The 13,637-nt window shown below is 66.2% G+C and carries 13 protein-coding genes and 1 pseudogene; 11 read left to right on the top strand and 3 right to left on the bottom strand.

The window, feature by feature from the left end:
- The first annotated feature begins 2 nt into the window (after nucleotides 1-2).
- On the top strand, nucleotides 3-638 hold the full coding sequence (gene rdgB / locus AC0L3X_RS34310) for an RdgB/HAM1 family non-canonical purine NTP pyrophosphatase (RefSeq protein WP_063980249.1): 636 nt from the start codon (nucleotides 3-5) through the stop codon (nucleotides 636-638).
- Nucleotides 625-1,779: a radical SAM family heme chaperone HemW gene (gene hemW / locus AC0L3X_RS34315; protein ID WP_063980250.1), complete on the top strand. Its 1,155-nt coding sequence runs from the start codon at nucleotides 625-627 to the stop codon at nucleotides 1,777-1,779. Before rdgB ends, hemW begins: the two co-directional genes overlap by 14 nt.
- A gap of 101 nt (nucleotides 1,780-1,880) precedes the next feature.
- Here hemW and AC0L3X_RS34320 read toward each other — a convergent pair whose 3' ends face one another.
- The gene (locus AC0L3X_RS34320; RefSeq protein WP_063980251.1) at nucleotides 1,881-3,116 is read right to left on the bottom strand and encodes a penicillin-binding protein activator; all 1,236 of its coding nucleotides are present in this window, start codon (nucleotides 3,114-3,116) and stop codon (nucleotides 1,881-1,883) included.
- Between the two features lie 339 nt (nucleotides 3,117-3,455).
- Here AC0L3X_RS34320 and rsmI point away from each other — a divergent pair, with 339 nt between their 5' ends.
- From rsmI to AC0L3X_RS34355, 7 genes are all read left to right on the top strand, one after another.
- Nucleotides 3,456-4,406, top strand: coding sequence for a 16S rRNA (cytidine(1402)-2'-O)-methyltransferase (gene rsmI, locus AC0L3X_RS34325; RefSeq protein WP_063980252.1), 951 nt, complete (start codon nucleotides 3,456-3,458; stop codon nucleotides 4,404-4,406).
- Entirely contained in the window at nucleotides 4,393-4,791 is a 399-nt protein-coding gene (locus AC0L3X_RS34330; RefSeq protein ID WP_063980253.1) for a YraN family protein, read from the top strand. The genes rsmI and AC0L3X_RS34330 overlap by 14 nt, the downstream gene beginning before the upstream one ends.
- A gap of 10 nt (nucleotides 4,792-4,801) precedes the next feature.
- Complete coding sequence (gene gshB, locus AC0L3X_RS34335; RefSeq protein WP_063980254.1) at nucleotides 4,802-5,746, top strand: glutathione synthase; 945 nt, start codon at nucleotides 4,802-4,804, stop codon at nucleotides 5,744-5,746.
- 415 nt (nucleotides 5,747-6,161) lie between these two features.
- A complete protein-coding gene (cpaB, locus tag AC0L3X_RS34340) occupies nucleotides 6,162-6,977 on the top strand; it encodes a Flp pilus assembly protein CpaB (protein ID WP_063980255.1) in 816 nt (271 codons plus the stop codon).
- A gap of 13 nt (nucleotides 6,978-6,990) precedes the next feature.
- Entirely contained in the window at nucleotides 6,991-8,508 is a 1,518-nt protein-coding gene (locus AC0L3X_RS34345; RefSeq protein WP_063980256.1) for a type II and III secretion system protein family protein, read from the top strand.
- 52 nt (nucleotides 8,509-8,560) lie between these two features.
- The gene (locus AC0L3X_RS34350; protein WP_063980257.1) at nucleotides 8,561-9,295 is read left to right on the top strand and encodes a CpaD family pilus assembly protein; all 735 of its coding nucleotides are present in this window, start codon (nucleotides 8,561-8,563) and stop codon (nucleotides 9,293-9,295) included.
- A complete protein-coding gene (locus tag AC0L3X_RS34355) occupies nucleotides 9,292-10,584 on the top strand; it encodes a CpaE/TadZ family protein (RefSeq protein WP_063980258.1) in 1,293 nt (430 codons plus the stop codon). The genes AC0L3X_RS34350 and AC0L3X_RS34355 overlap by 4 nt, the downstream gene beginning before the upstream one ends.
- A 30-nt stretch (nucleotides 10,585-10,614) precedes the next feature.
- Here the strand turns inward: AC0L3X_RS34355 and AC0L3X_RS34360 are convergent, their stop codons facing one another.
- Nucleotides 10,615-11,388 (bottom strand): tetratricopeptide repeat protein, encoded by a 774-nt coding sequence (locus tag AC0L3X_RS34360; protein WP_063980259.1) that lies wholly within the window; start codon nucleotides 11,386-11,388, stop codon nucleotides 10,615-10,617.
- Between the two features lie 79 nt (nucleotides 11,389-11,467).
- A complete protein-coding gene (locus AC0L3X_RS34365) occupies nucleotides 11,468-11,713 on the bottom strand; it encodes a PilZ domain-containing protein (RefSeq protein ID WP_027534981.1) in 246 nt (81 codons plus the stop codon).
- A gap of 296 nt (nucleotides 11,714-12,009) precedes the next feature.
- Here AC0L3X_RS34365 and AC0L3X_RS34370 point away from each other — a divergent pair, with 296 nt between their 5' ends.
- The gene (locus tag AC0L3X_RS34370) at nucleotides 12,010-12,339 is read left to right on the top strand and encodes a recombinase zinc ribbon domain-containing protein (RefSeq protein ID WP_354132194.1); all 330 of its coding nucleotides are present in this window, start codon (nucleotides 12,010-12,012) and stop codon (nucleotides 12,337-12,339) included.
- A gap of 328 nt (nucleotides 12,340-12,667) precedes the next feature.
- Nucleotides 12,668-13,576: pseudogene (locus tag AC0L3X_RS34375) on the top strand (YifB family Mg chelatase-like AAA ATPase); the annotation flags it as partial.
- Nucleotides 13,577-13,637: the final 61 nt, after the last annotated feature.

The raw sequence follows: 13,637 nt of genomic DNA on the forward strand, positions 1-13,637 counted from the left end.
CCATGCACCGCCGAATCACCGAAAAGCTCGTCATCGCGACCCACAATCCCGGCAAGCTCGCCGAGATGAAGGAGCTGCTCGCGCCTCACGGCATCGAGGCGGTGTCGGCCGGTGAGCTCGGCCTGCCCGAGCCCGACGAGACCGGCAACGATTTCCGCAGCAATGCCGCGATCAAGGCGATCGCGGCGGCGCAGGCGACCAAGCTTCCCTCCTTCGCCGACGATTCCGGCATAGTGGTCGACGCGCTCGATGGCGCGCCCGGCATCTACAGCGCGCGCTGGGCCGGTCCAGCAAAGGATTTTACCGCCGCGATGGCGCAGATCGAGCGCCTGTTGCAGGAGCGCGGCGCCACCACGCCCGACAAGCGCACCGCGCATTTCGTATCCGCGCTCTGCGTCGCCTGGCCCGACGATCATCTCGAAGAGGTCGAGGCGCGCGTCGACGGCACCTTGGCCTGGCCGCCGCGCGGCACCGCCGGCTTCGGCTATGATCCGATGTTCCTGCCCAATGGCCACGATCGCACGTTCGGCGAGATGACCAGTATCGAGAAGCACGGCCTGCCGCCGCTTGGCCTCGGCCTGTCGCATCGCGCCCGCGCCTTCGTGAAACTGGCGGAGATCTGCCTTGAGCCGCGCTAAGCAAGCTTTCGGCGTCTATGTACACTGGCCGTTCTGCCTGTCGAAGTGCCCCTATTGCGACTTCAACAGCCACGTCCGCCACGCCGCGATCGACGAGACGCGCTTCGCTTCAGCTTTCGCGCGCGAAATCGAAACGACCGCACAGCGTGCGCCCGGGCGTGAAGTCACCTCGATCTTCCTCGGCGGCGGCACGCCTTCACTGATGCAGCCCGCGACCGTCGGCGCGGTGCTCGATGCCATCGGCAAGCACTGGCACGTCGCCAGCGATGTCGAGGTCACGCTCGAGGCAAACCCGACCAGCGTCGAAGCCACGCGTTTTGCCGGCTATCGCGCCGCCGGCGTCAACCGCGTCTCGCTCGGCGTGCAGGCACTCGACGATGCCTCGCTGAAAGCGCTGGGCCGGATGCACAGCGCCCGCGAAGCGCTCGACGCTGTCGCCATCGCGCGCCGCTCGTTCGACCGCTACTCCTTCGACCTGATCTACGCACGCCCCGACCAGACACCGGCGATGTGGGCCGACGAGCTGCGTCTCGCGATCGATGAAGCCGCGGAGCATCTGTCGCTCTATCAATTGACGATCGAGGAAGGCACGCCGTTCTTCGGCCTGCACCAGGCCGGCAAATTGAAGACGCCGGACGAAGCCGTCGCGCGCGCGCTCTATGACGTCACGCAGGAGACCTGCGACAAGCTCGGCCTGCCCGCTTACGAGATTTCAAATCACGCGCGGCGCGGCGCCGAGTGCCGGCACAATCTGGTGTATTGGCGCGGCGATGAATATGCCGGCATCGGCCCCGGTGCCCATGGCCGCCTCGACATCGACGGGATCAGGCACGCCACCGCCACCGAGAAGCGCCCCGAAGCCTGGCTGATGCGGGTCGAAACCAACGGCCACGGCAACGTCACCGACGATCTCCTCAACAGCGAGGAGCGCGCCGACGAATTTCTGCTGATGGGGCTCCGCCTCGCCGAGGGCATCGACCCCGAGCGCTACAGCGCGCTGTCGGGCCGCCCGCTTGATCCCAAGCGCATCGCGCTGTTGCGCGAGGAGGGCGCGATCATCGTGGATGCGACGGGGCGCTTGCGGGTCACGAGCAGCGGATTTCCGGTGCTTGATGCAGTGGTCGCGGATCTGGCGGCATAGCGAGCTGCCGTAGCCCGGATGGAGCGCAGCGCAATCCGGGTTCTATCCGAGTGGCGAAAGCGTCCCGGATTACGCTGCGCTCCATCCGGACTACGAAGCCATCAAGCCCCAAAACTCTTCGGCGAGCCCGCGACCGCCACGCCACCACCTGTCGTCACCTTCATCACCGCTAACCCACGCTCATTCGTGCCATCGGCGCGGAAGCGGAACAGGCCGTCGATGCCGGCGAAGCCGGAAGGGTTGGTGAGCACATCCGGCGAGAAGCGCGTCGGGCCCTGCGTGCGCGCGAGCGCGGCGACGAGGGCGACCGCGTCATAGGCGAGCGTCGCGGTGCGGATCGGCTCGGCACCGTATTTGGTGCGATAGCGGCCGGAGAAGGCGCGGAAGCCGGCCGGGTCCGGCGCGGCGTAGAGACCGCCTTGCAAGTTTGCATTGGCATAGACGCGCGGATTGTCCCACAGGCCGGTGCCGAGCAGCTGGATGTTGCGCAAATTCGCGCCTGCGGCCGTCATCGCATCGGCCACCGCGACGACGGCATCGCCGTCATCGGCGATGAACAGCGCATCCGCGCTGCCGAGCTGCTGCGCCACGGTGCGTGCCGGCGTCGCGCGATCGGCGCCGTATTTCTCGAAGGCGACAATGCGGCCGCCGCGCCGCGGCACCGCCGCCTTCACCGCGGCCTCGACGACATTGCCATAGGCATTGTCGGGCACGAGCACGGCGACGGAACGTTTTCCGATGCTGGCGGAATATTCGACTATGCGGTTGACGTCGGACTCCGGCAGGAAGCTCAGCAGAAAGACGCCGCGGCCGGCGATGCTGGAATCGGTCGAGAACGCGATCACCGAGATGCCGCGCGTACGCGCGACCTGCGCCACCGCCGGCACCGACTGCGCGAACAGCGGGCCCAGGATGATCTCGGCGCCCTCGTCGACCGCCTGCTGCGCGCCCGCCTGGGCGCCTTGCGGGCTGCCGTTGTCGTCCTTGATCAGGAGCTGGATGTTGGGATTCTGGAACTCGGCCAGCGCCATCTCGGCGGCGTTGCGCATCGACTGCGCGGCAAGGCCGGCATTGCCGGCGGCCGAGAGCGGCAGGATCACGGCAACCTTCACCCCGCCGCTGCCGGCGGTGGTGGCCTGTTGCGGCGGTCCGGCCGGCTGAGCCGGGGCCGGGGAGGAGCTGCTGAACGGGTTGGAGAACTGGCTGAGACTCTGCTGCACGCCGGCGCAGGCCGACAGCAAGGGGGCGCCGAGTAACAGGCCGAGTGCGCTCCGCCGGGTCGCCCCCGATAATCGGGAGCCCTGAACGGGAGATTTAGGATCGCGCGGGCCCAGCATCACAACTTCTCTTCTGACCGACCGTCGGCCGGCCGGTCACAACATTCTTTCCACGACACAAGCCGCGGATTCAGGCATATTGTCGGCAAATAGTTAACTAAAACAAAAGGATAATGACCACTTAACGCGGCCACACCTCAAGCCCTGGCTAGCTGTCCACCATCCGTCACCCGCATCAAGGCGGCGTTTCCGCCGCGAATGTGGCGCCGACGCTTCATTCCCTCTGCAATGTGATGCCGGATGGATCACATTCCAGTCCTTCCTCACCCCTGACCTGGCGCGATCTTTTTCCGAGGACCGGTTCCCAGCCCCCGGGATCATGCCTAAGTTCGATTCATTATGCGCGTAAAGCCGAGCCCGATAAATACACCTGAAGCGACGGATCCCGCCTCGCGCGGTTTCTCCATCGACGCCCATCGGCTGACGGCGCCGAAGGCGGCGCCGGGCCTCCATCTGGTCGCCACCCCCATCGGCAATCTCGGCGACATCACGCTGCGCGCGCTTCAGACGCTCGCCGGCGTCGACGTCATCGCCTGCGAGGACACCCGCATCACGCGGCGCCTGACCGAGCGCTACGCGATCACGGCGCAGCTCAAGCAATATCACGAGCACAACGCGGAAGCGGCGCGTCCGAGGATCCTGGAGGCGCTGGGGCAGGGCGGCTCGATCGCGCTGGTGTCGGATGCCGGCACGCCGCTGATCTCCGACCCCGGTTTCAAGCTGGTGCGCGAGGTCTGCGCAGCCGGCCATGCGGTCTACGCGCTGCCCGGCCCGTCCTCGGTGCTGGCCGCGCTGTCGGTCGCCGCATTGCCGACCGACCGCTTCTTCTTCGAGGGCTTTCTGCCGGCGAAATCCGCCGCGCGAAAGTCGCGCCTTGCAGAGCTCGCCCGCATCGATGCGACGCTCGTGATGTTCGACTCCGGCAACCGCGTCCAGGACACGCTCGCCGAGCTTGCCGAGATCATGGGGACGCGCGAAGCCGCGATCTGCCGCGAATTGACGAAACTGCACGAGGAAATTTCGCGCGCCCCGCTGCAGGAGCTGGCACGCGGAGCGGACACGCTGGAGACGCGCGGCGAATTCGTGCTGGTGATCGCGCCGCCTGCGGCGGACGCGGAGCTGCTGACCTCGGATGCGCTCGACGGCCTGCTGCGCGAGCAGCTCGCCGCGCACAGCGTCAAGGATGCCGTCGCGCATGCGGTCGCGCTCTCGGGCCGACCGCGCCGCGAGGTCTATGCCCGCGCGCTCGAGCTCGCAAAGGACCTGAGGGACGGCGATGGCGAAGACTAAGGGCGCGGAACCGAAGGTCGCCTCGCCCGAGCGCGTCGCCGCGTTCCGCACCGGCATCTCCGCGGAGAGCCGCGCCGCCGCCTATCTCATGGCCAAGGGCTACCGCATCCTCGCCAGGCGCTACCGCACCCCACATGGCGAGATCGACATCGTGGCGCGCCGCCGCAACCTGATCGCCTTCGTCGAGGTCAAGGCCCGCGCGACGCTAGATGACGCCGCCTTCGCCGTGACCCCGCGCCAACAGCAGCGCATCATCGACGCCGCGCAAGGCTGGCTCGTGGCGCATCCCGAGCATGCCGAATTCGAACTGCGATTCGACGCCATGCTGATTGCGCCGCGCTCACTTCCGCGCCATGTGTTGGCGGCATTCGACGCCTCGACCTGAAAGGCAGACCATGAAACTGAACGTCGCCGTCCAGATGGACCCCATCGCCCGTATCAACATCAAGGGCGATTCCACCTTTGCACTGCTCCTGGAGGCGCAGAAGCGCGGCCACGGCCTGTCCTATTACACGCCCGACAAGCTCTCGATGGTCGGCGAGGAGATCGTCGCGCCCATCCAGCTCCTGACCGTGCGCGACGAGCCCGGCAATCACTTCACGCTGGGCGAGCCCAGGCGCGAAGCGCTCAACGGCTTCGACGTCGTGCTGCTGCGCCAGGATCCGCCGTTCGATCTCGCCTACATCACCTCGACGCATTTCCTGGAGCGCATCCATCCGAAGACGCTGGTCGTCAACAACCCCGCCTCAGTGCGCAACGCGCCGGAAAAACTGTTCGTGATGAACTTTCCGCAGCTGATGCCGCCGACGCTGATCTCGCGCGACCTCGACGAGATCAACGCGTTCCGGGATAAGCACGGCGCCGTCGTCATGAAGCCGCTGCACGGCCATGGCGGCGCGGCGGTGTTCCGCGTGATGCCGCAGGACATGAATTTCGGCTCGCTGTTCGACATGTTCTCGGTGACCTTCAAGGAGCCGTGGGTGATCCAGCAGTTCATCCCCGAGGTGAAGCACGGCGACAAGCGCATCATCCTGGTCAACGGCGAGTTCGCCGGCGCGGTCAACCGCGTGCCGGCCGCCGACGACCTCCGCTCCAACATGGTGCGTGGCGGCGCCGCGCAGGAGACCGAGCTCACGCCACGCGAGCGCGAGATCTGCGCCACCGTCGGCCCGGCGCTGCGCGAGCGCGGCCTGCTGTTCGTCGGCATCGACGTCATCAACGGCAACCTCACCGAGATCAACGTGACATCGCCGACGGGCATCCGCGCCATCGCGCGGCTCGGCGGCCCGGACGTCGCGGCGAAGGTCTGGGACACGATCGAGCAGAAGCGGGCGAAGTAGGGCGCTCACTCGTAGCCCGGATGGAGCGCAGCGAAATCCGGGATCTCACAACGCGCTGCACGAGCCCGGATTGCGCTTCGCTCCATCCGGGCTACGGACATCAATTGAAACACGAGGAAGTACGCTCCTCACCCAGAGGAGCGACGACCGCGCACGCTGCGCGAAGCGCCCATGGCTAAACCACCCATTCACCATGACGCCGCGCGCATCGTTCGAACGAACGTCCCGCCCTGCGTGAATCTACGGGGCCATTGGCCGAGCGGATAACGCGACGTTCACCATCTGCCCAGAACGCGCATCGTCACGGGCCATCACACTCGGCCTCGCAACACCCCTTATACCTTTACTCCCTACTCATCGACGCAGGGGAACCCGCCACGTGCGGTTCGAGTGCCCCGCGTAAGAGTAGAAGCGCATGAACACCGCACGCATTGTCGTTCTCGTCATCGCGCTGGGCGCCGGCGGCGTCGCTGCGTATCTGGCGAGCGGCTTTGACAACAAGCCAGCACCCGCCCTTCCCGTCGCCGAGAAGCTGCCGACGGTCGAGGTGCTGATCGCGAAGAACGACATCCAGCTCGGCCAGGCCGTGAAGCCCGAGGATCTGCAATGGCAGTCCTGGCCGGCGGCGACCGCGAGCAGCGCCTTCATCCGCCGCGACAGCAGGCCCGACGCCCAGACCCAGATCGCAGGCTCGATCGCGCGCGTGCCGTTGATGCAGGGCGAGCCGATCCGCGAGCAGAAGCTGGTGCGGGCCGAGGGCTCGGGCTTCATGGCCGCGATCCTGCCCTCCGGCATGCGGGCCGTCTCTACCGAGATTTCAGCCGAGACCGGCGCCGGCGGCTTCATCCTGCCGAACGACCGCGTCGACATCGTTCTAACGCGGCGCCTGAAGAACCCCGATGGCGCCAACGGCGCGACCGGCGGCAACGACCTGATCCTGTCGGAGGTCATCCTGAGCAACATCCGCGTGCTCGCGATCGACCAGGCGCCGAAAGAAAAAGACGGCCAGAACGCCGTACTCGGCAAGACCGTCACGCTCGAGCTCAAGCCGGACCAGGTCGCGACGCTGTCGGCCTCGCGCCAGGGCGGCACGCTGACGCTCGCGTTGCGAAGCATCGCCGATGCCAACGCGTCGGAGATTTCGATCGAAGACCTGACGGCCAAGCGGCCCGGCGGCGTGAACGTGATCCGCTACGGGGTGCAGGCACGGCAACTGACGTCACAGAAGTGATGATGGGGACACCATGAACTACGGGGATGATCGGACGGGCCTGCGCATTCGGGGGAAGCGCGCACGCTCGTTCTGGACGGGGGCGGTGCTGATGCTGGGGCTGATCGCAGCCCCCGACTTCGTCAGCGCGGCGGATGCGCCGGTCGGCGACCAGGCGCCGATGCAGGCGCCGGATCTCGGCGTGTCGCCGGTTTCGACCATCGCGCCTACACGCACGCGCTCGCTGTCGCTCGGCGTCGGCAAGTCCGTCGTCATCGATCTGCCGCGCGAGGTCAAGGACGTGCTGGTGGCCGATCCCAAGATCGCCAATGCAGTGATCCGCTCGTCGCAGCGCGCCTATATCATCGGCGGCCAGGTCGGCCAGACCAACGTCGTGTTCTTCACCGCCGACGGCCAGCAGGTTGCCTCTTACGACATCGCGGTAAAGCGCGATCTCAACGGCATGCGCACGGCGCTGCGCCAGTCGCTGCCGGGCGTGCAGATCGAAGGCGTAGGCGACAGCGTGATGCTGACCGGCTCGGTGTCGAGCCCGATCGAGGCCCAGCAGGCCGGCGACGTCGCCGCAAAACTCGTTGGCGGCGCTGACAAGGTCGTCAACAACATCGTCGTGCGCGGCCGCGACCAGGTGATGCTCAAGGTCGTCGTCGGCGAAGTCCGCCGCGACATCGTCAAGCAGCTGGGCGTCGACCTCAGCGCCAGCCTGAATGCCGGCACGGCGGTCGTGAACTTCAACAATTCCAACCCGTTCTCGGTCTCTGGCGGACCGATCGTCGGCAGCAACGGGCTCGGCGTGGCCGGCCTCGCCAAGGGTGTCGCCACCGTCAGCGCCACGATGCGCGCGATGGAAAGCGCCGGCGTCATGCGCACGCTCGCCGAACCGAGCCTGACCGCGATCTCGGGCGAATCCGCCACCTTCATCGCCGGCGGTGAATTCCCGATCCCTGCAGGCTATTCCTGCGATCCGGTCACCCACGTCTGTACCACCCAGGTCACCTACAAGAAGTTCGGCATCTCCCTGAACTTCACCCCGCTCGTGCTCAGCGAAGGCCGTATCAGCCTGCGCGTGATGACCGAGGTCTCGGAGCTGTCGAACACGAACGCGATCACGCTGACGCAGGCGGTGTCCTCGACCTCGAGCAACTCGATCACCATCCCCTCGGTCCAGACCCGCCGCGCCGAGACCACGCTGGAGATTCCTTCCGGTGGCTCGATGGCGATGGCCGGCCTGATCCAGCAGAAGACCAAGCAGGCGATCAACGGCCTGCCCGGCGTCGACCAGGTGCCGATCATCGGCGCGCTCTTCCGCAGCCAGGACTTCGTCAACAACGAGACCGAGCTGATGGTGATCGTGACGCCCTATGTGGTGCGGGCGGTCGCCCAGAAGGAATTGTCGCGGCCCGACGACGGCTTTGCGCCGGCCTCGGACGCGCAGACGGCGCTGCTCGGCCGCATGAACCGGCTCTATGGCATCGCGCGCAGCGTCGATCCGATCGAAGGCACCCGCGGCGATTTCGGCTTCATCATCGACTGAGACGGACGGTTTGGGGACCGGGGCAAGAAATGGGGCAAGAGGGGACAAAGCGATGACGAAGACGATCGCCGATCGACGTCGCAACCTGCGGATCGCGCTGGCGCTGACGGGGCTTTCCGTCATGCTCGGCGCCTGCAACACCACCGGTGACATCGTCACCCAGACGGTGCCGACCGACTATCGCCAGCGCCACCCGATCGCGGTGCAGGAAGCCAAGAAGTCGATCGTGATCTTCGTCGGCAAGGCGCGCGGCGGCCTCTCCACCGCGCAGCACGCGGACGTCGCGGGCATTGCCAGGGACTGGGTGCGCGAAGGCACCGGTTCCGTCGTCGTCGACGTGCCGAGCGACGCTGCGAATTCACGCGCCGCGGCGGCGACCTATCACGAAATCCGGTCGGTGCTCGCATCCGGCGGCGTGCCGTCGCGCGCCATCGTCCAGCATCCCTATCGCCCCGAGGATCCCGGACTGCTGCCGACCATCCGCCTGAGCTATTCGAAGATCGCCGCGGTCGCCGGCCCCTGCGGGCTGTGGCCGGAAGACGTCGGTCCGAACATCCTCGACCCCGGCTACAACGAGAACCGGCCGTACTTCAATCTGGGCTGCGCCAGCCAGCGCAACCTCGCGGCCATGATCGACAACCCCGCCGACCTCGAGCAGCCGAGGGCGGAGACGCCTGCCTACACCGCACGGCGCGAGATCGCCTTCGAGCGCTACCGCAAAGGCATGGCGACCACGACCATGTATCCCGAGGCCGAAAAGGCCAAACTCAGCGACACCGGCAAATGACAAGTTTTCACGACGACGAGGAAGCGGACGACCCGCGGCACCCCGAGGACCACATTGCGCCGGTTCCTCGCATCTCGGTGCAGGCCTTTTGCGAGACCGAGCAGACGCTCGCCGCGATCACCGCGGCCGGGCAGGATCGCCGTCTCGCCAAGGCGCATCTCACCGCCAAGGGCGGCGGCCTTGCCGCGGCCATCGAAGTCTATGACACGATGCCGACGCCGAACGTCATCGTGATCGAATCCGACGGCACACGCGATATCCTCGAGGGCCTCGACGATCTCGCCGGCGTCTGCGATCCCGGCACACGCGTGGTCGTGATCGGCAACCCCAACGACACCGCGCCCTATCGCGAGCTGGTCCGCCGCGGCGTCAACGACTACGTGGTGGGACCGGTCGAAACCCTCGACGTCGTCCGCTCCATCTGCAGCCTGTTCTCGGCGTCGGAAGCCATCATCACCGGCCGCGTCATCGCGGTGGTCGGCGCCAAGGGCGGCGTCGGTGCGTCCACGGTCGCGCACAACGTGGCCTGGACCATCGCGCGCGACCTCGCACTTGATTCCGTCGTGATCGATCTCGACCTCGCCTTCGGCACCGCCGGCCTCGACTACAACCAGGACCCGGCGCAGGGCATCGCCAACGCGGTGCTCTCGCAGGACCGGCCGGACACGGCGCTGATGGAGCGCCTGCTCGCCAAATGCACCGAGCGCCTCAGTCTCCTCGCGGCGCCCGCAACGCTCGACCGCGTCTACGATTTCGGCGCCGAAGCTTTTGATGCGATCTTCGACACGCTGCGCATGACCACACCCTGCATCGTGCTCGACGTTCCCCACCAATGGTCGGGCTGGACGCGCCGCGCGCTCGTCAATGCCGACGATATCGTGATCGTGGCCGAACCCGATCTGGCCAATTTGCGCAACACCAGGAACATGCTGAGCGTGCTCAAGGCGGCACGGCCCAACGACCGTCCGCCGCTGTACTGCATCAACCAGGTCGGCATGCACAAGCGCGCGGAGATCGACGTCAAGGCGTTCGCCAAGACCATGGAGAGCCAGCCGATCGCGGCGATCCCGTTCGACTCGAAACTGTTCTCGACCGCGGCCAATAACGGCCAGATGATCGCGGAAGTCTCCAAGAACCACCGCACCACCCTTCTGTTCCAGAACATGGCGAACCGCCTCGCCGGGCGTGGCGAGGTGAAGAAGCCGAAGCGCTCGCTGCTCGGGCCGCTCCTGAAGAGGCTCAAGGGCAGGGCGGGTCGCGGGTCAGCCCCGCATCGCAAGGTGTCGTAAGCACCAACGCGAACGAGAAACGAGGGCGGGCTACTTGTCCGCCCGCTGCTGCTTCTTCGCCAGCAACTGCCGTAGCGCCGTGACCTTTGCCGCGGCCTGATCCGGCGGCAGGTCGGCCTTCACGATGGTCTCGGCCTCGGCCTGCTTTCCCTGCAGTCCCACGACGAGCGCCAGATTGGCGCGCACGCGGGAATCGGCGCGATTGTGCTCATAGGCGCGGCGCAGCGTTTCCTCGGCCCGCGGCAGATTGTTCTGGAGCATGTAGGACAGGCCGAGATTGGACAGAACCTGCGGCTCCTCGGGCACGATCTTCAGCGCTGCCGAATAATATTGCTGCGCCTCTTCGTTGCGGCCGAGCTGATCGAGCGCCGCGCCTTGCGCCGACAGGATGCGCCAGTCGGGATCCTCAGGCGTATGCGCGCGGCTGAGCACATCGAAAGCCTGCTGGAAATTGCCGCTGTCGGCGAGCGCGCGGCCGTAGCCGGCGAGCAGCGCCTTGTTGCTGGGATGGGCGAGCACGGCCTGCTCCATCACCGCAACGGCCTGGGCGCGCTGGCCGGTCTCGCGCAGCGCCATGCCATATTCGAGCGCGACGTTGGGATCGGAAGGCTTGGCGCGATAGCGCTCGCGAAGCGCGTCCATGTCCGGCTTCGGGTCGGCCCTGCCAGCGGTTTCCGACTTGCCACCGAGCGCGCCGGTGATGTCCTCCAGACTCGTGGTCTGGCAGCCGCCGAGGGCAAGCATCACGAGCGCGGAAAGCAGGAATCTCGCCGGCGGAGAGGCAAGGGACGAACGCTTGGGCATACTCTGATCACTCGGCGACTGATCAGCGATGCTTACCGATTAACCCTAAAGTCCAGTTAAGGAACCTGGCCCGTCCGGCTCAATCGGTGAACTCGGCGCCGAATTCGCAGCCGATGCGCCAGCGCAGGCGGCATTGGCGGGAATAATCGGGCGCGAAGATGATGGTGAATTGCGGCGGCACTTCCAGAAACTCCGCCACCACTTTCACGCCCCCATCCGAGATATCCGTGATCGTGCAATCCCTCGGCAGCGAGCCCGCGCCAAAGTGAATCTTGGCGAGCCGAGTGCACACCCGTCGTTCGCTTCTGCGGCGATTTGCAAGCATTTGAATTGTTCACCCGTTAGATCACGGCCCATCCCGCAGCTCTAGGAGTAGCGAACATTCGTTGGGATGTGCTGATGAGAGCCGCTCGCATTCGAGGCGTAGTGTCTGCGTGATGTTTACGACCGGTTAGGGTTTTCCGGGCCCTCGGGCTGTTCTCGTATTGTTCTTGCAAGAAAGATCGGGCTCTGCTACCCCTAATTGTACGAGAGGGCAGGCTGGTTCGGGCATGGTTCAGCGGGTTCACACCGCACACCACGACCCATGATGAAACCACGAGGGCACGCCGAGATGAGCCTATGGCACCCGTGGAGAACCTGTTCCCTGCTGCTGTTGACGCAGACATCTATTGGCGGGTGAACCGCAAGCTGATCACCAAGGCAGCCCGAGGCCGGAACGCCAGACAACTGTCGAAATCCATCGTATCGGGCATCATCTTCTGCGCCACGTGCGGCCATGCGGTCACGAGGGTGGCCAAAGGTGACTACGTCTACCTCGTGTGCTCGCGAGCGAACATGCGGGCGGAGGGCTGTGACTACAGGGCCGTGCGGTATACAACGCGCATTCGATGGCAGCGCATTGGCCGCAGATGCTGGAGGACGCGCAGTATCAGACAGTCTCGCTTGTAACGACACCCCGAGAGCGCATCAGGTATGGGGACGAGGAACCCGTCTACGACCAGAAAAAGAAGAAAATTAAGCTGCCTCGCACATGCCATGACTGCGGTGCTCTCCAAGGGCAACTTCACGTGAGCGGATGCGACATGGAAGAATGCCCGGCCTGTGGCGGCCAAGCCATTTCCTGCGGCTGCGTACAGGTTCCCATGACGTCCGAACAGTTAGAGGCTTGGACGGAGCGAGATGACACAGTCGACGACGACCATTTGGAGCCTGACAGCAAAACCGATGAGCTGAAACCGCAAGGCCCACCGCCTGATCCATAAATTGTCATTGACGTAATCACCTGCTCATGATCGGCGCGCCCGGCGCCGGCAAGTCGATGCTGGCGGCGCGCCTGCCCTCGATCCTGCCACCGCTGTCGCCGGGCGAATTGCTCGAAGTCTCCATGATCGCCTCCGTCGCCGGCGAGATCGAGGGCGGCGCGTTGACCGCGCGGCGGCCGTTCCGTTCGCCGCATCATTCCGCCAGCATGGCCGCACTCACCGGCGGCGGCATCCGCGCAAAACCCGGCGAGATCTCGCTTGCGCATCAGGGCGTGCTGTTCCTCGACGAGCTGCCCGAGTTCGATCCTCGGGTGCTGGATTCGCTGCGCCAGCCGCTGGAGAACGGCGAGGTCTCCGTCTCCCGCGCCAATCATCGCGTGACTTATCCTGCGCGCTTCATGCTGGTCGCGGCGATGAATCCGTGCCGCTGCGGCCATGCGTTCGAGCCCGGCTATGCCTGCAAGCGCGGCCGCATCGATCGCTGCACCGGCGACTACCAGGCGCGCATCTCCGGTCCGCTGATGGACCGCATCGATTTGCGCATCGAGGTTCCCGCGGTGACCGCAGCCGATCTGATCCTGCCGCCGGCGGCGGAGGGCTCGGCGGAAGTCGCCGCGCGCGTGGCAGCCGCGCGCGACATCCAGCTCGCGCGTTACGCGGATGCGGGCCTGCCGCATGTTCGCACCAATGCCGAGGCGCCGGCCTCGGTGTTGGAGGACGTCGCCAAGCCGGATGCGCAAGGCGCCAAATTACTGCGCGACGCCGCCGAGACCATGCGGCTGTCGGCTCGCGGCTATCACCGCGTCCTGCGGGTGGCGCGCACGCTCGCCGATCTCGACGGCGCCGACAAGATCGGCCGGCTGCATCTCGCCGAGGCGCTGTCCTACCGCGCACTCGCGGAGGATGTGCGGCAGATGGCCTGATCCTTCCGCGCATCAACCCGGCGGTAACGAGTTTCCTTTACGCTCTGCAAACCATAAGGCC

This window comes from Bradyrhizobium sp. MI1.7, from assembly GCF_055811795.1.